The sequence below is a fragment of the Priestia sp. VA7 genome (assembly GCF_055710015.1).
Genome location: NZ_JBVQPN010000002.1, coordinates 965,769 through 987,324 on the forward strand (window position 1 = coordinate 965,769; position 21,556 = coordinate 987,324).

Consider the following 21,556-nt stretch of genomic DNA (forward strand, 5'->3'; position numbering starts at 1 on the left):
TCCCAATAGGAACTATTATATAATAAATTATTCCACTAATTCACAAAAAATACATTAACAATATTTTTTTGAAAATGGCTTACTTTAACAATTGTAGAAGAGCTTATAAAAAATAGCAGGTTAAATATGATGGTGAATTTGCTCATTTAATTAAAAAGTTGAAGGTTTAAGACTTTATAACCAAATGAAAGATATAAGAGAAGAAAAATGAGATAATTACTCCATTTTACCTATTTGACTTTTCAATATTATGCAAGTAATCTTGGAAAGGTAATGGAACCGGTTCTGTTATTTCGCCAGATTGATATGACTTCTCGATACATAGAAAATGAATTGCTTGTGAGTGACACAAGAAAAGGTATTATACAAAAGGGAGAAAAACAGATGAATATTAAGAAAATCGCAAAGCAAACTACAGCTTTATCTTTTGCTACAGCTCTGTTAGTAGGTGCTGGATCTCAAACATGGGCTGCTGAAAGCAATCATAAAGATACCAACAATAATTATGGAGTTTCCCATATTACACGTGATAACATGCTGAAAATTCCTCAGCAGCAAAAAAGCGAACAGTTTAAAGTTCCAGCTTTTGATAAATCAACAATCAAAAATATTGCCTCTGCAAAAGGGTATGATAAATCGGGCAATTTAATTGATTTAGACGTATGGGACAGCTGGCCTCTGCAAAATGCTGACGGAACAGTAGCCAACTATCATGGTTACCAAGTTGTATTTGCACTAGCAGGCGATCCGAAAGATGCTGATGATACATCTATTTATGTGTTTTATCAAAAAATCGGTGAAGATTCGATTGACAGTTGGAAAAATGCAGGAAGAGTGTTCAAAGACAGTGACAAATTTGTACCGAATGATCCTCATTTGAAAAAGCAAACACAAGAATGGTCAGGATCTGCTACTTTAACATCAGACAGAAAAATACGCTTATTCTATACTAACTTTTCAGGTGCAAACTATGGAAAACAAACCATAACAACGGCTCAAGTAAATGTATCCCAGCCAAGTGGAGATACGTTAAAAATTGATGGTGTTGAAGATCATAAATCCATTTTTGATGGTGATGGTAAAAAGTATCAAAATATTCAGCAGTTTATTGACGAAGGCGCATATGGTTCAGGAGATAATCATACGTTGAGAGATCCTCACTATGTAGAGGATAAAGGGCATAAATACCTTGTATTTGAAGCAAACACAGGAACTGAAGATGGTTATCAAGGTGAAGATTCCCTTTACAATCGAGCTTACTACGGTGGAAATAATCCATTTTTCCAATCAGAAAAAGAGAAATTACTTCAGAGCTCTAATAAAAAGAAAGCCTCTTTAGCAAACGGTGCATTAGGCATTGTTGAACTAAATAACGATTATACCTTGAAAAAAGTAATGGATCCACTGATTACTTCAAACACGGTGACAGATGAAATTGAACGCGCAAATGTATTTAAAAAAGATGGGAAATGGTACTTATTCACAGATTCTCGCGGATCTAAAATGACGATTGATGGTATCGGCCAAGATGACGTATATATGCTAGGGTACGTATCAAATACGCTGACAGGAAAATACAAGCCGCTAAATGATACAGGACTTGTTTTACATATGGACCTCGATCCTAATGACAAAACGTTTACGTATTCACATTTTGCAGTTCCACAAGTGAAAGGAGACAATGTCGTAATCACAAGTTACATGACAAACAGAGGCTTTTATTCAGAGGAACATTCTACTTTTGCTCCTAGCTTCTTGTTAAATATTAAAGGATCAAAAACAGCTGTTGTGAAAAACAGTATTTTACCACAAGGGCAATTAAGTACGGATAAATAATTTTTAAAAACGAAAGAAGATGGCGGTAACTGCTGCTGTTTTCTTTCGTTTTATTATTTAATCAAAAATGTGCTGTAAACGCAGTGCTGATTAAAATAAAAAAGCAGTATATAAATTAATAGTTATTTAAAGAAAATGAAACATTCAGACAGACTATAATTTCAAGAATGAAACCGGTTGACATGCAAGTTTGACTAACTTAATATATTTACATATAATGGTTTGAAACGTTTTCATAGATTAGTATCACATGAGGGTACTTGTAGATGAAATAGCTTGTAGTAGTAGGGAATGATCATTTCTTTGAAAGAGAAAATTCCAATCGTGAACTGAAAATAAAGAAGGTGCTTCTAATGAAACGAATTGATAAGGTATACAATCAGCTGTTGAGTAATTTTCAAGAGTTTACAGAAGTGGAACTTTTACATAAACAAGGAAGCTCAGCGATTGAAATTGCTGAACAGTTAGATTTAGAGAGATCTAATGTAAGCCTTGAACTTAACAAACTTGTCCGCCTGCAAAAAGTAATCAAAATTAAAATGTTCCCCGTTCGCTACGTTCCGCTAGAGGTTGTTGAAACCATTTGCCGTCACAAGTGGGATACGAATAAGATGGAAGTAGAAAAACTAGAGCAGCTATCTAATGGGGGTAAAGAAGAAGCTCTTCCTGCTAATCCTTTTGAATTAATGATTGGAGCTACCGGAAGTTTGAAAAAATCGATTTCTCAAGCAAAAGCTGCTGTTCTTTACCCGCCTAATGGATTACATATGCTGCTATTAGGTCCCACGGGATCGGGAAAATCTCTTTTTGCAAAACGAATCTATCAATTTGCCTTATATTCAGAGAGGCTAAAAACAGATGCTCCGTTCATTACCTTTAACTGCGCTGATTATTACCATAATCCTCAATTACTTCTTTCTCAGTTATTTGGTCATAAGCAAGGGAGTTTCACCGGAGCAACTGAAAGTAAAGTAGGTTTAGTAGAACAAGCAAATGAAGGGATTCTCTTTATGGATGAAGTACACCGGCTTCCTCCTGAAGGCCAAGAAATGCTTTTTTACCTCATTGATCAAGGTACGTACAATCGCCTAGGGGAAACAGATCATAAGCGAACGTCTAAGGTATTAATTATTTGTGCTACAACTGAAAATCCCGGTTCAGCCTTACTGCAAACTTTCTTAAGAAGAATTCCGATGACTATCCATATTCCCTCATTAGAAGAGAGGTCTTTAAAAGAAAAAATTCGCCTCACCACGTTTCTTTTAGAACAAGAGGCTAAGCGAATTAATAAAAAGCTAAGTGTCCACATTGATGTATTAAATGCTTTAATCCACACTGAAAAATTCGGGAATGTAGGGCAGTTAAAGTCGAATGTGCAGCTCGTTTGCGCACACGGATTTTTAAATAACCTTGATAGTAAACATATGGTGGAACTTACAGTGCGAGATCTGCCTGACGATATTAAACGAGATTGGATTTCAAATAGTAAAAATATGGAGCGCAGCAAAAAAATTTCTGAATATGTAAACCTTAAAACGATTATCTCCCCGGCTATGGAGAGCCAAGAAATAAAAATGGAGGAAGACGTATCATTTAATTTATATCAGTTAATAGAAGAAAAAGTAGATGTTTTAACAAAAGAAGGTTTATCTCAAGAAGATATCAATCAGTATATTCTTACCGACATTCATTTGAATGTTCGAAGCTTTTTTAATCAAAAAAATGGCCAGAGCTCTAATTTAATGAAATTCGTAGAAGACGATGTGATGCAGCTTACAAAAGAATTAAAACAGTTGGCTGAAAAAGAATTGAACTGTAAATTTGATCGCAGGTTTATTCATTTTTTAAGTATGCATATGGAATCCTTTTTAAAGCGAAAAAAACAAGTAGACGTATTAAATACAAAGGAGATAGATGAAATTCGCGAAACATATCCAAAAGAATATGCGGTAGCACTGCTTTTTAAAAATCGAATTGAAATGTGGTTTAACATTAGCGTGCCAGAAATAGAAGTCATTTATCTCACAATGGTTATTCAATCAATTCGAACGTTAGAAGAAAATAAACGAGTAGGGATTGTAGTTGCTGCCCATGGAAACAGCACGGCAACTTCTATGGTTGAAGTTGCTACGGAGCTTTTAGGAAGCACTCCTATTATAGCTATTGATGTGCCTTTGACGGTATCTCCGGTTGAAATTGTAGACAGGTTAATCCAAGGAATTAAGAAAGTAGATGAAGGAGAAGGCGTATTAATGCTTGTGGACATGGGCTCGCTTGCCATGTTAGAAAGCAAGTTGGAACAAAAAACAGGGACTAAAATTAAGACCATCAGCAATGTGACGACGTCTATGGTGTTAGACACCGTTAGAAAAGTAAATTATTTAGATTTAAATTTATATGCCATATTTGATTCGGTGCAAAAAGACTTTATGGAATTTATAGATAAGCAGCAGCACGTGTTTGGAAAAAAGAAAGCACTTGTTTCTATTTGTACAACAGGAAGCGGTACAGCAAAACAATTAGAAAAAATCTTAACGATTATTTCACGCAAAGTATCTCAAGAACCTATTAAAATTCTAACCGTTTCTTCTATTAAATTAGCAGCAAACATTCGAGAAATTCAAAAAGAATATGAAATTGTTGCAACGGCAGGCACTAAAAATCCAAGGATTGATGCGCCTCATGTATCATTAGAAGTTCTCATTGAAGGGCAGGGAGAGCGAATACTTCAACAGGCAATTACAAAAGAAACGATAAGCTATGATGACGAGAAAACCGAAGCGAATATTGTGGTGCGTGAACTTTGCGAAGAAAACTTGCGAAAGTACCTTCTATTTATTAATCCGTACCTCATAAGTGAAATTCTGTTAGAGTGGTTAAGTCATGTACAAGATGAGTTAGAAATGGAATTAAGCAACACTGTTATGATTCGAATTGTGATGCATACAGCCTTTGCTTTAGAAAGAATGATAAAAAATGAACCTCTTACTTTTCCCGAGGATGAAGAAATCACTCACCAGTTAGAAAACATTTATCAAAAAACGGAAAAAACATTACAAGCCGTCGAAAAAAAGCTGAAACTTACCTTAACAAGAGATGAAAAATTATTTATTGCCACCATTTTTGCGGATGAAATGTAAAAATCATATTATAATTCTGAGAAACTAGTTTGATTTATATGCCACTAGTTTCTTTTTTTATCCCATTTTTTAAATAACAGAAAAACCTGTATTAAAACGCATGACGTTTTGATACAGGTTTGTTTATTTTAAGGAACCTGTATCAACAACACAGAAAAAGGTATTGAAAAATAAATGAAAGCGCTTAATACTCTTTGTTGGCACGATACTTGCAATAAATAAGTGTAGAACGTAAAAGAGAGGAGCAAGTGTACATGATTTCAGTCATTATTAGTGGACATGGTGATTTCGCGCCAGCGTTAGAGGGGTCTTCCAAAATGATATTTGGTGAAGAGAATCACGTAGTAGCCGTACCTTTTCTAAAAGGAGAGGGTATCCAAACCCTTGAAGAAAAATATAAGCAGGCATTAGAGGAAATGCCCTTAGAAAATGAAGTGCTTTTTCTAGTCGATATTTTCGGAGGTACACCCTACAATGCGGCTACTCCATATATCCTTAAAAATAAAACAGCGGATATGGTATCCGGAGTTAACTTGCCTATGTTATTAGAAGTATTAGCCATGAGGGAACATGTTACATTAAAAGAGATGCTAGGAAGATTAAAGCAGGTAAATGAAGAAAGTTTTCAAGTGTGCAGTGAACATTTGAAGAAAATCCAGCAAGCGAACCAAATCGGAGAGGATGGATTATTATGAAAATCGTTTTAGCAAGAATTGATGACCGCTTTATTCACGGGCAGGTATTAACAAGATGGATCAAAACAAATGCAGCAGATCGAATTATCATTGTTTCAGATGAGGTGGCAGCGGATGAAATGCGAAAAACGCTTATTCTTTCTGTGGCTCCTTCGAATGTAAAAGCGAGCGCTGTCTCGATTTCTAAAATGACAAAAGCATTTCACAGCCCTCGTTATCAAGATACAACAGCCATGCTGCTGTTTGAAAACCCCGCAGACATTGTCGCTCTTGTTCAAGCGGGCGTACCTATTGAGACAGTAAACGTAGGGGGCATGCGTTTTGCTAATGACCGAAAGCAAATCACTAAATCTGTAAGCGTTACCGAAAAAGATATCGATGCTTTTGAGAAACTGCAGGAACTAGGCGTAAAGCTTGAGCTGCGCCAATTACCTTCAGATTCTAGTGAAAATTTTATTCAACTACTGAGAAACGAAACAAAAATCAAATAAGGAGATGAGTTTATGTCTTCCATACAAATTATTTTATTATTAGTCATTGCAGCAGTAACTGGCATCGCAAGCGTGTTGGACGAAGGGCAATCCCATCGTCCTCTCATTGCCTGCACGTTAGTAGGCTTGGTGCTTGGAGATTTAAAAACCGGCATTATTTTAGGTGGAACACTGGAATTAATGGCTCTTGGATGGATGAATGTTGGATTGGCGATGGCACCAGATACGGCTATTGCTTCTGTTATTTCAACTATTTTAGTTATCACAGCTGGTCAAGGGATTGGTGAAGGCATTGCGGTAGCCATAGCTTTAGCAGCTGCAGGGCAAGTACTCACCATTTTTGTTCGTACCATTACGGTATTTTTAATTCATCGAGCTGATAAGTACGCGGAAGAAGGAAACTTTAAAGGAATTGAAATTATGCATATTACTGCTATGGGTTTTCAGGCTCTCCGCGTTATGATTCCAACTTTAATTGTTACATTAATCAGCGTAAGCGCCGTGCAAACTTTCCTCGGAAATATTCCGGAAGTTATTACAAAAGGCCTGCAAATTGGAGGAGGCATTATCGTGGTCGTAGGATATGCCATGGTTATCAATATGATGAACATTCCTCATTTAAAGCCCTTTTTCTATATCGGGTTCTTATTGGCGGCATTTACAGGGTTTAACCTGGTAGGATTTGGAGCGCTGGGTCTTTGTTTAGCACTTCTTTATCAGCAAGTAATGCAGCAGCGAAATCAAATGCAGCCGGCAGGCGTTCCCGCAGCTACAGGGAGCGAACAGGTATATGATGATGACGATGATTTAGATGCCTAAACGGCGAACTTAAGGGAGGGATAGAGATGGAAAATGAAAAAAGATTAACGAAAAAAGATATCTTTAGCATGTTCATTCGTTCGAATTTTTTACTTGGTTCATTTAACTTTGAACGTGTTCAAGCAATGGGCTACTGTTATGTTATGATTCCAGCAATCAAACGCTTATATGGACCAGGAGCTCAGCGAAATGCAGCATTAAAGCGTCACTTAGAATGGTTCAATACACACCCATGGATTTCCGCACCTATATTCGGCGTCACGGCAGCAATGGAAGAAGAAATGGCAAACAAAAAAGATTTTGATGAAAAAGCTATCAGCGGAATGAAAATTGGATTAATGGGCCCGCTTGCTGGTGTAGGAGACCCTATTTTCTGGGGAACGCTTCGACCAGTTCTCGCAGCCCTAGGCGCCTCGCTTGCGTTAGGCGGTAATATTGCCGGGCCACTGCTGTTTTTCATCTTAATTAATGCCATTCGATTAAGTACAAAATATTATGGATTAAAATATGGCTACTTAAAAGGAACAGAAATTTTAAAAGATTTAGTAGGCAATCGGATTCAAAAACTGACGGAAGGTGCATCCATTTTAGGACTCTTCGTAATGGGAGCGTTGGTTTCGAAATGGACCACTATTAATATACCAGTGGTTGTTTCTAGGATCAAAGATGATTCTGGTAAAGTTGTGGTAAAAACCGTGCAAGACGTACTTGATAGTATTCTACCGGGGCTGCTTCCTTTAGCACTAACTCTATTAGTAGCATGGATGCTTCGAAAAGGTACAAATCCGCTGCTTATTATTTTCGGTATTTTCTTAATTGGTATAGGGGGTTATTGGATAGGCTTTTTAGGATGATAAATAAGAGGAGTCATCTATTCTTCTAGCATCTGCTGGTGAAAATGTTTTATATAACCAGTATGCAAATAAAGGAGGAAAGGAAGATGAAAAGAACCGTTAAAAAGTTATTGATGATTGGAGTCGCTTGTTCCATAAGCTTGTTTTCTGCATGCCCTGTATTAGCTGATAATACAGGGTATTATCAAGAAAAATACCGGAATCAATTTCATTTTTCTCCAGAAGCGAACTGGATGAACGATCCAAATGGAATGGTCTATTATAACGGAGAGTATCACCTTTTTTATCAGTATTATCCTTACGGTACCACTTGGGGACCTATGCACTGGGGGCATGCAGTTAGTACAGATTTAGTGAAATGGAAACACCTGCCGATTGCTCTTTCTCCAGATGAGAACGGAGAGATTTTTTCAGGAAGTGCCGTTATCGATTGGAATAATACCGCAGGGTTTGGAAAAGAAGCAATGGTAGCTATCTTTACACACTCGGGCAGAAAAGGACAAGTGCAAAGTCTAGCATACAGCAAGGACAGCGGAAGAACGTGGATCAAGTATGAAGGAAATCCTGTTATGCCGAATCCCCCAGTTCCTGACTGGCGCGACCCAAAAGTGTTTTGGCATGACCAAACCAAGCAGTGGGTGATGTCTTTAGCTGCTAAAGATAAAATTATGTTTTATACATCACCTGACTTGAAAAATTGGAAATACACAAGTGAGTTCGGACCTGATGGAGGCATCCAAGCAAACGGTCAAACTGGTGCCTATTCATATACTTTATCCGAACAAAAAGGTCAATCCTTTACTCTGGAGGGAGAAATTACGCTTGTAGAAAAGAATGGACGCGCAGGCGCAGGCGGTCTTGTTTTTCGTTCTAATAAAGACGCAACAAACGCATATACCGTCAATTTAGATGCAGAAAAGAACCTCTTAACACTTAACAAAGTAGAGAAAGGAAACGTAACGACCGTTGTTTCAAAGTCGATAAGGCTTGATACATCACAAGCATATCATGTAAAAGTAGAGGCAAACAGTCACTACTTTAAGGTACTGTTAAATGGAAAACAAGTTCTAGAAGGCAGTGATGCATCTTTTGAAAATGGTCAGTTTGGATTAACAGCATGGAATTCCACAGCTGTCTTTCGTCATGTTAAATTTACGAATCAATCTAATTTTATAACCAATCTATCTAACTGGAAACCTGTTACGGGAACGTGGAATGATACTGCTGATGGAAAAACCGGTAAATCTGACAGCGACGGATATACCATGAGTGAAGAACAGGGAGATCAGTTCATTTTTAAGTCAAATATGACATTTTTAGATGAAAACCCTGGTTCAGGTGCATTACTCTTTCGGGCAGACGCGGAAGCCAAAAACGGATATATAGCTAGCGTGGATGCTTCTAAGGATACAATCAAACTAGTAAAGCTTCAAAATGGCATTTCAACTGTCCTTGCCGAAACAAACGAAAAAATTGATACGAGCAAATCACATCAAGTAAAAGTAACTGCATCGGGAAATAAACTTGATTTGTATATAGACGATAACTTCACCCTTACTGCAAAAGATGAAACTTTTTCAAAAGGATTGTTTGGATTACATGTTCATCAATCTTCAGTCCGGTTTCAAGATGTTAACATGACCAAGTTTATTGATACAGATGAAAAGGAAATTAAAAATAAAAGTTTTGAAACAGGCGATCTCACCGGCTGGAAAACGATAAAAGGAAATGCATTCACAAACGATCATGTAACGGATGCAACCGCAAATTGGAGCGGTCTCTTTGAACAAAAAGGAAAATATCATTTATGGGGGTTTTCCGATAAGCAAGATGGCGATAATGCCACTGGAGAATTACATTCATCTTATTTTAAATTGAGCGGCTCAGGTGAAATCAATTTGTTAATGGGAGGCGGAAACGACCCCGCAAACCGCTATGTAGCCTTAGTCAGGGCCTCTGACGATAAAGAATTGATTCGTCAAGCGAATACAAAGTTTGCAGATGAAAAGTATCAGCGCTATGTATGGGATGCTTCTAAGTATATAGGAGAAGTATTGTACATTAAAGCCGTTGATCAAGCTGTAGGCGGATGGGGGCATATTAATCTAGATGATGTGAATGTATTTAATACAGAAAAAATGCCGGATAAAGTAGACAGTGTAGCAAAAGAACCGGAGGAAGTTAAACAAAGGGAAAGCGGAGAGCTTTCAGATTGGAACACAGTGTCAGGAGAATGGGTGAAATCAACTCATGGAAGCAACGGAGGGATTTGGGAGTGTCCTACTTTACTCGAACTGCCGGTTGATGGAGACAGCACAAAGAAAAAATGGGTGCTGCAGGTCAGCATCAATGATGGATCGGCAGCTGGAGGTTCAGGTATGCAGTACTTTGTTGGTGATTTTGACGGAAAAACATTTAAAAATGAAAACCCGCCAGAGGAAGTGCTTTGGACAGATTATGGTGCCGACTTTTATGCTGCTGTAGATTGGAGCGGAGTTGAAGGAGATAACGGAGAAAAGTATTGGCTAGGCTGGATGAGCAACTGGCAATATGCAAACAATACTCCCACTACTACTTGGAGAAGCTCTATGTCAATCCCAAGAAAAATAGAACTCACCAACACAGCAAAAGGGCTTCGTTTAAAACAAATACCTGTTTCAATTGATTCAATTCGCAATAAGCAAGAAAAAAAGGTGTTGAAGAATCTGATGGTTACTGAAAACAAAAATCTTCTTTCAGGCATACAGGAAAACAAATATGAAATTATGGCAGAATTCGATGTTTCAAATACAGATGCACAAGAATTTGGTTTTCAAATTCAAAAAGAAGGCAGTGAAAATACAAAAGTCAGCTATAACATAAACAAACAGCGATTATCTGTTGATCGAACAAACTCTGGAAGTTTTGATTTTGGTGAAAATGTGAAAGGCAAACACTCTGCTTCCATGCTTCCAAAAGACGGAAAGGTTAAGCTTCATATGTTTGTAGACCAGTCGTCTGTAGAAGTATTTGGTAATGACGGCACGGAAGTAATAACAGATCAGCTCTTTCCAACGCTTTCAAGCAATAAAATAAGGCTTTATAGCAAAGGAGGCGCTGTAAAATTAAATTCTCTTAAGATGTATCCGTTAAAATCAATTTGGAATAAAAGTCCTGTTGAGACAAACTTATCAGGGTGGAAAAGCATTAGCGGACTATGGGCCGATACGATTAATGGAAAACAAGGACGAAGCAAAGAAGATGCCTTTGCTTTATCATCAGAAAAAGCAAAGAATTTTATATATGAGGCAAAGATAAAGGTGTTAGCCGATTCTGTTTCAAATTCTACAGGAGCAGGAGCGCTAGTATTCCGTTCGGATGAACAGGCAAATAACGCTTATGCTGCGAATGTAGATGTGCTTAATAATCAAGTAAAACTCATTGCGTTTAGAGACGGAATAGGCAAGGATCTCATTATTTACGATGATGGGGGAAAGTTGGATTTAAAGACAAATACGGATTATCACTTGAAAGTAACGGCTGAAGGAGAACACATTCAAGTTTATCTCGATGATAAGCTTGTGATTGATGCAGTGGACCATACCTTTTCAGAAGGCTATGCGGGGTTGAATGTGTGGAATTCTACTAGTTTGTTTAATGAAGTGAAGCTTGAAATAGTGGATTAAGGGATTGTGAAAGCTGCCGTTTACTAAGGCAGCTTTTATATAACATAAAAAAGTATGCTGCGGTGAAGTAGCATGCTTTTTTGAATTTCATAGGTTAATGAAGAGGATTTTTACATATGATAAATATCTTACTAATCTAATTAATCATACATTTTAGTTCTTAAAAGGTCTTTTGAAAAATCCTCATAAAAATATGATAAAATCGGATAGGATATATATTTCGAGGAAGGAAAGTGTTTTTTATGATTATTGGTAACGAACAAGATTTAGAAAGTTTACGCAAAATTGGACGCATCGTTGCACTTGCGCGCGAAGAGATGAAAAACCAAGCAAAAGCAGGTATGACAACAAAAGAACTTGATATGATCGGTAAAAAAATATTGGATGAACATGGTGCTATTTCTGCACCTGAAAAAGAATATGATTTCCCAGGTGTAACGTGCATTAGTGTAAACGAAGAAGTGGCTCACGGTATTCCGGGAGACCGCGTATTAAAAGAGGGCGATTTAGTAAATGTGGATGTATCTGCCGTACTTGATGGCTATTATTCAGATACTGGTATTTCATTTGTTATTGGGCAAGACGAGGAAAAAGAAAAGCTGTGTCAAGCTGCAGTAGATGCATTTTGGGCAGCTATGAAAAAAGTAAAAGCTGGTTCAAAACAAAACCAAATTGGCCGTGCTGTTTCTAACTTTGCACACCAAAACGGATACGCGGTTATTGAAAACTTAACGGGTCATGGTGTTGGCCGCAGCTTGCATGACGCTCCTAACCACATTTTAAACTATTATGATCCAATGGATAAAGCACTTTTGAAAAAAGGTCTTGTTATTGCTGTAGAACCGTTTATCTCTATGAAAGCTGATCATATCATTGAACGCGGAGACGACGGCTGGACGTTTGTTACACCTGATAATAGTCTTGTAGCACAATGTGAACATACGATTGTTGTAACAAACGGTGAACCGATTATTTTAACTGAACTATAATCAAGTTCCACACGTCTTCTTATTTTTATGGATTCCATTAATTAAATTAATAAAAAGCTACTTCACTTAGCAATGTTTTTTTATTGTGTTATAGTGAGGTGGCTTTTTTGATTTATTATGCAATCAATGATGATCATATTAATTTGCTTTATTCAGATAACGTTTGAAAGGTAGTGTAATTGAATATGCTCAAGGGAATGCTAAACATAAATCAAAATGAAAAGGGGTATAAAATGTGGAATATGTAAAAAGAGAAACGGCTATAAGTGAACTGACGCATCATATGGATGACATTTTAAACAAATATAACCTTCAAGGCGTCTCCGTATATGAAGAAGAAGGAGAAGGTAATCACTATTATCTTGGCTACACAGTAAAAAAGAATGATCAGGTGTTTATGCTTAACAGACCTTATCTAAAAGATAAAGACGGGAAACTAGCAGTAGAAAAGCAAGAATGGACCATTCAAGATAACGAAGGAGAAACAAATGGATATGCTTCGCTTGAAAATGCGTTTCAAAAAATTGATGAAATCATACATTAAATAAATTCGATAAATTTCACTGCGGATGCTGTTCTTTGAACGCTTGAGTACGAGCAGTAGAAGCGCTAATAGGTAACGGGTGTCTTTCATCTATACTATCTAAATTTTCTTTGCTTTGAAATCTAGAAAATTATATAATGAAAAATTGTTTTTTTAGGTTTTACTATATAAATACGGGGTACACATATAGTACAGCAGCTATCATGCAAATGGTTGTTGTGAAAGGTTAAATACTTAGCGTTTGAAGGGACTGATTAGTTTTGAAAGGCTTAACAGCGACTTCAGCAAATGTATTACCGCAAATTGAAAGCAGATATTCGTATCTGACACAAGGCACTTTGGTTATGAACCGATATACGTAACGAAAGGGCCTGAATAGGCAAACAAAGGAAAGACTGAATCAACGAGAAGAAGCCTGCATCTAAAAATGTAGGCTTCTTCTTTTTTACAGATGAAACTAAGATGACGAATGAGTACATAGCGGGTATGAATTCAAAAGATTCACATTCAATCAATTTTCCGTGCACGTTTTTCTTGAAAAAAGGTCATAAGTTGAAGATACTGTATATAACTATGTAAAAGAATTTTTGAAGACAAAATAGTAAATCTGCTTGAGGTGAAAATGATGAGAAAAGCAAATAAAAGTGAATTTCTGTGGAATACGTTAGACGGCTGGCTTTTTATCCCTAGGAACATTCCTTTACTATTCCTTTTTGTATTTCTCTTAGGGGTTTCTTACCTAGGTTGGGTTAAGCTGTTTCATAAATTCGTTTAGATACACCAACAAGCTGAAACAAAAAATTGTTTCAGCTTGTTGGCGTTTTGATTAATTATATCTGCACCGTCATTCACATAGATTATTCGTTCCATCCTTTGCACACATCAACCCATTTTAAGGATTTCGAAAATTCTTCTAGTTCGGGTATTGTTAATTCGATTGCACTATTTCCACTTCCACAGGCAGGGAAAACGGTAACAAACCGTTTCAGAGATTCATCTAAATATACGTTAACACCTTCATTAACAGCAAACGGGCATACTCCGCCTACAGCATGACCAATCAGCGTTTCTACTTCACTTGCTCCAAGCATTTTTGCTTTGGTTCCGAACTCTTCTTTATATTTTCGGTTATCAATTTTCGCATCTCCTGCTGCCACAATCAATAGAACAGTTCCTTCGGCGTTAAAAGAAAGACTTTTTGCGATCCGTTTCGGCTCGCATTTTAAAGCTTGCGCTGCTAGTTCTACAGTAGCACTGGACTCATCCATTTCGATAATTCGATTCTCCATACCGTATTGTTTAAAATATGCTTTTACTTTTTCAATCGCCATTTTTTATATCCATTCCTTTCGTTAACTCTTGAAAATATGTATGATTGCCTTACAGAGAACGTGCAGTTGTTCTTTACAGTGAAAAAATCTTATTATTTTAATATACAGAAATTATACACAACTTTGAAGTTAAAAGCACATATTCGTTTTAATTAAAAAAGTTACGTAGGTAAAGTATTTTTAGCCGATTGAAGCAGGATTACAGAACCCTTTGACGAATGTAACTATGTCGGCTGCGAAAACATAGGCATTAGAACAAAAGATAAATGATGAAATTGAAAAGGCGCAAACCCCTTGTGCCGCGGGCATGGTCTTTTAAATTTCGATTTGGAGTCATGGTTATAGGAATCCCAGTCGGCATTATAATGGGCCAGGTTGCTATGCTGATCGGCTGGCACCATCATTAAAACTTTGAACTTTTTAACAAAAAAGGAGACGTGTAAAATGAATATTGTTACATTAAACAACGGTTTAAAAATGCCTCAGCTTGGATTTGGCGTATGGCAAGTAGAAGACAACAAAGCAGCAGCTGCAGTGTCAAAAGCAATTGAGGTTGGGTATACCTCTATTGACACAGCTATGATTTATAAAAATGAAGAAGGAGTAGGCCAGGCGATTAAAGAATCTTCTGTTCCTCGAGAACAGCTGTTTATTACAACAAAAGTTTGGAACAGCGACCAAGGCTATGAAAATGCATTACGTGCATTTGATGAAAGCTTAGAACGATTAGGACTTGATTATGTCGATTTATATTTAATTCACTGGCCTACGCCTCAATATGATGAGTACGTGGAGACGTATAAAGCATTAGAAAAGCTTTATCACGACGGAAAAGTAAAAGCAATTGGCGTCTGCAACTTTGAAATTGAGCATTTAGAGCGCTTGTTAAACGAATGTGATGTAACACCGGTTTTAAACCAAATTGAGTGCCATCCGTATCTTGCTCAAAACGAATTAAAAGAGTTTTGCGCTAAACATAATATTTTTGTGGAAGCATGGAGTCCTCTTGATCAAGGCGGAGAAGTGTTACAAGACGAGGTTATTCAAAAAATTGCTGAAGTACATAGCAAAACTCCCGCTCAAGTTGTATTGCGCTGGCACTTACAGAACAACACAATTGTCATCCCTAAATCAGTTACACCGTCTAGAATAGAAGAAAACTTTAACGTGTTTGATTTTGAACTAACTGCTGATGATATGGCAGAGATTAATGGGTTAAACAGCAACCGCCGCAAAGGTCCGCACCCAAGTGACATGAACGTCCGATAACGTTTAAAAAATAAAATTATGCAGCCGTGAATCATCGCTGCTATAAGAAAAAACCATTTTATTTCAGATTATTTAAAATTTTCTTAAATAATGATTGACAAATGATTAATTCAGCGTAATACTTAGTGTAGATACTCTAGTTGCTTTAAGATGTACAGCTTAAAGTGTATAGTGATTTAGTCATTTAGCGATTGTATGTATAAGTGAAATACTGATTATTAATAAAAGCCCATAGTGTAAGTAGGTTAGTTTATAGGGGGCTATATCAAAAGGAGCTTGTTTCCTCTTTGATATAGCCCCTTTTTGTGTTCAAAAAGAAAAGGTAGTCTACAGTTTAACAAGGGAGCGGGTATGATGTTTATTCAAATTGATGGAAATTCACTGACGTTCGACCAAATTTACAAAGTTATTTACCAAGGATACTCCGTGAAAATTAGCGATCACGCAGTTGAACATATACAAAAAAGCAGAACGTTAGTTGAAGAGAGCATTACGAACAACAACGTCATTTACGGAGTCAACACGGGATTTGGAAAGTTTAGCGATACGGTTATTTCAAAAACAGACTTAGCTGAGCTGCAGATTAACTTGATTCGCAGTCATGCCTGCGGACTAGGAGAGCCATTCTCGTTAGAGATAAGCAGAGTGATGCTGCTTTTACGAGCGAACGCATTAGCTAAAGGGTATTCAGGCATACGACTGGAAACCTTGCAGCTGCTTATCGATTGCTTAAACCAAAATGTAGTGCCGGTTATCCCAAGTCAAGGTTCACTTGGAGCTAGCGGTGACTTAGCTCCATTATCACATCTAGCGCTGCTGTTAGTTGGAGAAGGAGAAGCTGTATATAATGGTCAGCGAATGCAGGGAGGAGAAGCTTTAAAGCTAGCGGGGCTTGAGCCTATCCAATTACAAGCAAAAGAAGGGCTAGCTTTAATCAACGGCACTCAGGCAATGACAGCTGTAGGAGTAGTTTCATACCTTGAAGCTCAAAAGCTAGGTGATCTTGCTGACGGGATTGCAGCACTGACGTTAGAAGGCCTGCAAGGCATTTTAGATGCATTCATGCCCGGGTCTCATGCAGTAAGACCTTATCCGGAACAACAGCAGGTAGCTGCTCGAATTCTTTCGTATTTAGAAGGCAGTCAATTAACTACTTCTCAAGGTCAAATAAGAGTGCAAGATGCTTATTCATTGCGCTGCATTCCTCAAGTTCATGGTGCTATTTATCAAGTTTTAAATTATGTAAAAGAAAAGCTGTTAATTGAAATTAATTCAGCAACCGATAACCCGCTCATCTTTGCCGACAGCGGCAAAGTAATTTCTGGAGGGAACTTTCACGGGCAGCCCATTGCGTTTGCTATGGATTTTCTAGGAATTGCACTGGCGGAGCTTGGGAATATTTCTGAACGGCGCATCGAACGAATAGTAAACCCTCAGCTTAGCGGGCTGCCGGCATTTTTAAGTGCAGACCCTGGTTTAGAGTCTGGGCTCATGATTACTCAATATGCTGCTGCTTCATTAGTTTCCGAAAATAAAGTATTAGCGCATCCATCAAGTGTCGATTCCATCCCATCTTCAGCGAATCAAGAAGATCATGTCAGCATGGGAACGACTGCTGCACGTCATGCTTATCAAATTATCCAAAATACACGAAGAGTTTTATCAATTGAAGCAATTTGTGCGGCTCAAGCAGCTGATATTCAAGGGGTGGATAAACTGGCTTCGGAAACAAGAAAAATTTATTCCAGAATTAGAAAAACCGTACCAACCATTACTAAAGATCGCATTTTCTCACGTGATATTGAAGCGTTAGCAGCTGATTTCAAAACCTTTGTGCAAGATACTAATTATGAACTAGCGCTGTAATAAAAATGTTCGTTTAACAGTTTTTCATTTTTATAGAGGAGGAAAACAAAATGGAGACAAAACAAAGTGGAATGAAAGCACCTCGTGGGACGAAACTAACGACAAAAGGCTGGGTACAAGAAGCTGCTCTTCGCATGCTTCTAAACAATTTAGATTCTGAAGTAGCGGAGCATCCGGAAAAGTTAGTCGTATACGGAGGAATCGGAAAAGCAGCCCGTAACTGGGAGGCGTTCGATCGTATTGTCGCAGCGTTAAAAGAGTTAGAAGAAGATGAAACGCTTCTCATACAGTCCGGTAAGCCTGTTGCGGTTTTTAAAACCCACAGTGATGCACCGCGTGTTTTATTAGCGAATTCGAATCTTGTTCCTGCTTTTGCAAATTGGGAGACGTTCCATGAGCTTGATAAAAAAGGGTTAATGATGTACGGACAAATGACTGCAGGAAGCTGGATTTATATCGGAAGCCAAGGCATTGTTCAAGGAACGTATGAAACATTTGCTGAGTGTGCCAACCAGCATTTTAACAGAACTTTGAAAGGAACGATTACGGTAACAGCTGGATTAGGAGGAATGGGAGGTGCACAGCCACTAGCCGTTACGATGGCAGGCGGCGTTGTAATTGGAATTGATGTCGATCGCACGCGTATTGAAAAACGTATCGAAACAAAATATTGCGATACGGTAGTCGAAAGTGTAGATGATGCAATCACGTTAGCTGAAGATGCAAAAAGATTGGGCAAAGCGCTTTCCATTGGATTAGTTGGAAATGCAGCCGAGATTCTTCCTGAAATGATAGAGCGAGGATTTATCCCAGATATTGTGACGGATCAAACATCGGCACATGATCCACTTAACGGATATTTGCCGATTGGAGTCAGCTTAGCAGAAGGAGAAAGATTGCGGAATACAAATCCAAATGAATATATAAAACAATCAAAAGCAAGTATGGCTATCCACGTTCAAGCCATGTTAGAGATGCAGAGAAAAGGCGCGGTTGCTTTTGACTATGGCAATAATATTCGCCAAGTGGCGCTTGATGAAGGCATCACGAATGCATTTGATTTCCCGGGATTTGTCCCAGCATATATCCGTCCGCAGTTCTGTGAAGGAAAAGGACCGTTTCGATGGGTCGCTTTGTCAGGAAACCCAGAGGATATTTATAAAACAGATGAAGTCATTTTACGTGAGTTTTCGGATAATACGCATCTTTGCAACTGGATTAAAATGGCGAGAGAAAAAATTGAGTTTCAAGGATTGCCGGCTCGTATTTGCTGGCTAGGCTACGGAGAAAGAGCGCGCTTTGGAAAAATTATTAATGATATGGTAGCAAACGGAGAACTGTCAGCGCCTATCGTTATTGGCAGAGATCATCTAGATGCCGGTTCTGTGGCGTCGCCAAACCGTGAAACTGAAGCGATGAAAGACGGCAGTGATGCAGTAGCAGACTGGCCGATTTTGAATGCATTAGTAAATACGGCAGCAGGCGCAAGCTGGGTATCTGTTCACCACGGAGGAGGAGTAGGCATGGGGTATTCTCTTCACGCTGGGATGGTTGTAGTAGCAGACGGGACGGAAGAAGCAGCCAAACGTCTAGAACGTGTTTTAACAACAGACCCAGGCATGGGTGTAGTTCGTCATGTAGACGCCGGCTATGATAAGGCCATTCAAACTGCAAAAGAAAAAGGAATACAAATTCCGGCGTTAAATGAATAAAAAAGGAGGGATACGTATGACTATTACGTATATCAAATGTGCTGCACAAGTCATTACGGTTAAAGGAGGAAGTCAGCCTAGACGATCGGAGGAAATGTCAGATCTAGGAATCATTGAAAATGGCAGCGTACTCGTGAAAAATAGAAGAATTGTATTTGTTGGGCCTGACGTCAAAGCGCAGGAATACCTTGAGCATATTCATGAACCTATTAATATAATTGATGCCGAAGGAAAAATCGTAACGCCTGGGTTGATTGATCCACACACTCACCTTGTGTTTGGCGGCAGTCGTGAAAAAGAATTAGAAATGCGCTTAAACGGGGCAAAGTATATTGATATTTTAAAAGCGGGAGGAGGAATTTTACAAACAACCGTTAGTACACGACAAGCAACAGAACAGGAGCTAATCAAGCAATCTACAAAACGTTTAAATAAATTCCTGCAGTACGGAGTTACAACTGTCGAAGCCAAAAGCGGGTACGGTTTAAATCTCAAAGATGAAATCAAACAATTAAAAGTAGCGAAGAAACTGAATGAACAGCATCCGGTAGATGTTGTTTCAACCTTTATGGGAGCTCATGCGGTGCCAGTTGAGTACAAAGGAAATGAGGATGAGTTTGTTCGTTACGTTATCGAAGAAATGATACCAATCGTTGCAAAAGAAGAGCTAGCGGAGTTTTGTGATGTATTTTGTGAAGAAGGCGTGTTTACAGTTGAACAGTCAGATCGTATTTTACAAGCTGGAAAAGCATACGGACTAAAACCTAAAATCCACGCCGATGAAATTGTGTCTTTTGGCGGGGCAGAATTAGCGGCTAAAGTGGGAGCTGTGTCAGCAGATCATTTGTTAAAAGCATCGGATCAAGGAATTAAGCAAATGGCTGAAAGCGGAGTTATAGCCGTCCTATTGCCGGGTACTGCATTCTTTTTAATGGAAGAGCCGGCGCGTGCTAGAAAAATGATCGAAGCAGGAGTGCCGGTTGCGTTATCAACAGATAGAAACCCAGGGTCTTCTCCTACGGAATCGCTGCCGTTTATTATGAATTTAGCTTGTTTAACGATGAAGATGACGCCAGCAGAAGTGTTAACGGCCTGTACAATTAATGCAGCTCACGCCATTTGCAAAGGCGATCAAATTGGAAGTATTGAAGTAGGGAAAAAAGCCGATTTGGTGCTATTTGACGCTCCAAATTATCAAACGCTACAATATAACTATGCGGTAAATCTTGTAGACACGGTATTAAAAGATGGAAAAGTAGTGGTTGAAGGCGGTGTTTTGCATGAACTATCCGTACCCACAGCTTGATCGTCCACCTTTTTGCTGGCAGCGTCAAAGCACTCATGACCCAAAAGTAAGCGACTGGATTCAAACAGTTGAAGATGGGAGCGACTTTGATTTTACACCAATAGATATTACGATCTTAGGGGTGCCTCTTTCAAGGTCTTCCATTAGCGCTTCTGGAGCCAGTGAGACGCCAATGGCCATGAGGAAGCTCTGGAAATTCTTTAATCCGTATCATATTGAGTATGATACGGATTTGACTTCCTTGTCAGTGTTGGATTTAGGAGACGTCAAGCAGAACGTCACGGATATAGAGAAATCCCATCAGCATATAAAAGAAGCGATGATGTCTATGCGGAAATATCATCCGCATGCGCTGCCTGTTATGCTTGGAGGAGACCACTCTATTACAGCTATGTTAGTAAAAGGGTGGAAAGCGTCACATCCCGAACAGAAGATAGGGATTTTACAGTTTGATACGCACTTTGACTTACGCAGCTTAGAAGATAACGGTCCTTCTAACGGAACCCCTATACGAAATTTAATTGAAAGCAACACGATTGATGCAAGACATGTATGGAATGTCGGACTTCACGGGTTTTATAATTCAAAATCGTTAAAGGAATATGCGGATAGCAAAGGCGTTCATTATGTAACGTTACTGCAAGCAAGAAAAGCAGGAATAAATCATACCGTGAAAGAAGCATTAAAACAGCTGAGCAAAGAGGTAGACATGATCTATTTAACCGTTGATATGGACGTGTTAGATATCGCTTACGCACCGGGAGTGCCAGCAGGAACGACCGGCGGAATGAGGACAGATGAGTTGTTTGAAGCAGTATACACCGCCGGGAGTCATCCGCTTGTTCAAGCAATGGATATTGTATGTCTAGATCCGCTGCGTGATGTAGGAGAAATTACCGTGAAAGCAGGCGTACACGTGTTTTTGAATTTTTTAGCGGGCGTTGCAAACAGAAAGTAAGGAAGTGTTATTGTCGCTTCAATCATTACGGTAATGCTCAATCAAAAAGCGAAAAGAACAGCTAGATAGTATGAATAAACG

Annotated in this window: 14 protein-coding genes and 1 pseudogene; 14 read left to right on the top strand and 1 reads right to left on the bottom strand. The window is 38.5% G+C overall.

Annotated features, from left to right (window positions below; genetic code table 11):
• Window positions 1-384 precede the first annotated feature (384 nt).
• From AC0C45_RS11415 to AC0C45_RS11455, 9 genes and pseudogenes are all read left to right on the top strand, one after another.
• The gene (locus AC0C45_RS11415; RefSeq protein WP_472928147.1) at window positions 385-1,836 is read left to right on the top strand and encodes a glycoside hydrolase family 68 protein; all 1,452 of its coding nucleotides are present in this window, start codon (window positions 385-387) and stop codon (window positions 1,834-1,836) included.
• Window positions 1,837-2,189: 353 nt separating this feature from the next.
• Window positions 2,190-4,976 (top strand): sigma 54-interacting transcriptional regulator, encoded by a 2,787-nt coding sequence (locus tag AC0C45_RS11420; RefSeq protein ID WP_047930861.1) that lies wholly within the window; start codon window positions 2,190-2,192, stop codon window positions 4,974-4,976.
• Window positions 4,977-5,230: 254 nt separating this feature from the next.
• Window positions 5,231-5,671, top strand: coding sequence for a mannose/fructose/sorbose PTS transporter subunit IIA (locus AC0C45_RS11425; RefSeq protein WP_237893754.1), 441 nt, complete (start codon window positions 5,231-5,233; stop codon window positions 5,669-5,671).
• The gene (locus AC0C45_RS11430) at window positions 5,668-6,162 is read left to right on the top strand and encodes a PTS sugar transporter subunit IIB (RefSeq protein WP_013056296.1); all 495 of its coding nucleotides are present in this window, start codon (window positions 5,668-5,670) and stop codon (window positions 6,160-6,162) included. The genes AC0C45_RS11425 and AC0C45_RS11430 overlap by 4 nt, the downstream gene beginning before the upstream one ends.
• A gap of 12 nt (window positions 6,163-6,174) precedes the next feature.
• Window positions 6,175-6,981, top strand: coding sequence for a PTS mannose/fructose/sorbose transporter subunit IIC (locus AC0C45_RS11435; RefSeq protein WP_013056297.1), 807 nt, complete (start codon window positions 6,175-6,177; stop codon window positions 6,979-6,981).
• A 26-nt stretch (window positions 6,982-7,007) separates the two neighbouring features.
• Window positions 7,008-7,835, top strand: coding sequence for a mannose/fructose/sorbose PTS transporter subunit IID (locus AC0C45_RS11440; protein ID WP_013056298.1), 828 nt, complete (start codon window positions 7,008-7,010; stop codon window positions 7,833-7,835).
• An 86-nt stretch (window positions 7,836-7,921) separates the two neighbouring features.
• A complete protein-coding gene (locus tag AC0C45_RS11445; protein ID WP_472928148.1) occupies window positions 7,922-11,500 on the top strand; it encodes a glycoside hydrolase family 32 protein in 3,579 nt (1,192 codons plus the stop codon).
• A 193-nt stretch (window positions 11,501-11,693) separates the two neighbouring features.
• A pseudogene (gene map / locus AC0C45_RS11450) lies at window positions 11,694-12,489 on the top strand (type I methionyl aminopeptidase).
• A gap of 235 nt (window positions 12,490-12,724) precedes the next feature.
• Window positions 12,725-13,033, top strand: coding sequence for a DUF5634 family protein (locus tag AC0C45_RS11455; protein WP_016763606.1), 309 nt, complete (start codon window positions 12,725-12,727; stop codon window positions 13,031-13,033).
• Window positions 13,034-13,890: 857 nt separating this feature from the next.
• On the opposite strand, the gene AC0C45_RS11460 is transcribed toward AC0C45_RS11455, so the two are convergent.
• On the bottom strand, window positions 13,891-14,364 hold the full coding sequence (locus AC0C45_RS11460) for a YbaK/EbsC family protein (protein WP_047930858.1): 474 nt from the start codon (window positions 14,362-14,364) through the stop codon (window positions 13,891-13,893).
• A 444-nt stretch (window positions 14,365-14,808) separates the two neighbouring features.
• Here AC0C45_RS11460 and AC0C45_RS11465 point away from each other — a divergent pair, with 444 nt between their 5' ends.
• The 5 genes from AC0C45_RS11465 to AC0C45_RS11485 all read left to right on the top strand — a co-directional run bounded on the left by AC0C45_RS11465 (window position 14,809) and on the right by AC0C45_RS11485 (window position 21,475).
• A complete protein-coding gene (locus AC0C45_RS11465) occupies window positions 14,809-15,633 on the top strand; it encodes an aldo/keto reductase (protein WP_016763609.1) in 825 nt (274 codons plus the stop codon).
• Window positions 15,634-15,987: 354 nt separating this feature from the next.
• Window positions 15,988-17,499: a histidine ammonia-lyase gene (gene hutH / locus AC0C45_RS11470; RefSeq protein ID WP_257063239.1), complete on the top strand. Its 1,512-nt coding sequence runs from the start codon at window positions 15,988-15,990 to the stop codon at window positions 17,497-17,499.
• A gap of 50 nt (window positions 17,500-17,549) precedes the next feature.
• Entirely contained in the window at window positions 17,550-19,211 is a 1,662-nt protein-coding gene (hutU, locus tag AC0C45_RS11475) for a urocanate hydratase (RefSeq protein ID WP_047930854.1), read from the top strand.
• A 16-nt stretch (window positions 19,212-19,227) separates the two neighbouring features.
• Window positions 19,228-20,517, top strand: a complete 1,290-nt coding sequence (gene hutI, locus AC0C45_RS11480; RefSeq protein ID WP_047930853.1) for an imidazolonepropionase — start codon at window positions 19,228-19,230, stop codon at window positions 20,515-20,517.
• Window positions 20,492-21,475, top strand: a complete 984-nt coding sequence (locus AC0C45_RS11485; protein WP_257063140.1) for an agmatinase family protein — start codon at window positions 20,492-20,494, stop codon at window positions 21,473-21,475. The genes hutI and AC0C45_RS11485 overlap by 26 nt, the downstream gene beginning before the upstream one ends.
• The last annotated feature ends 81 nt before the right edge of the window (window positions 21,476-21,556 follow it).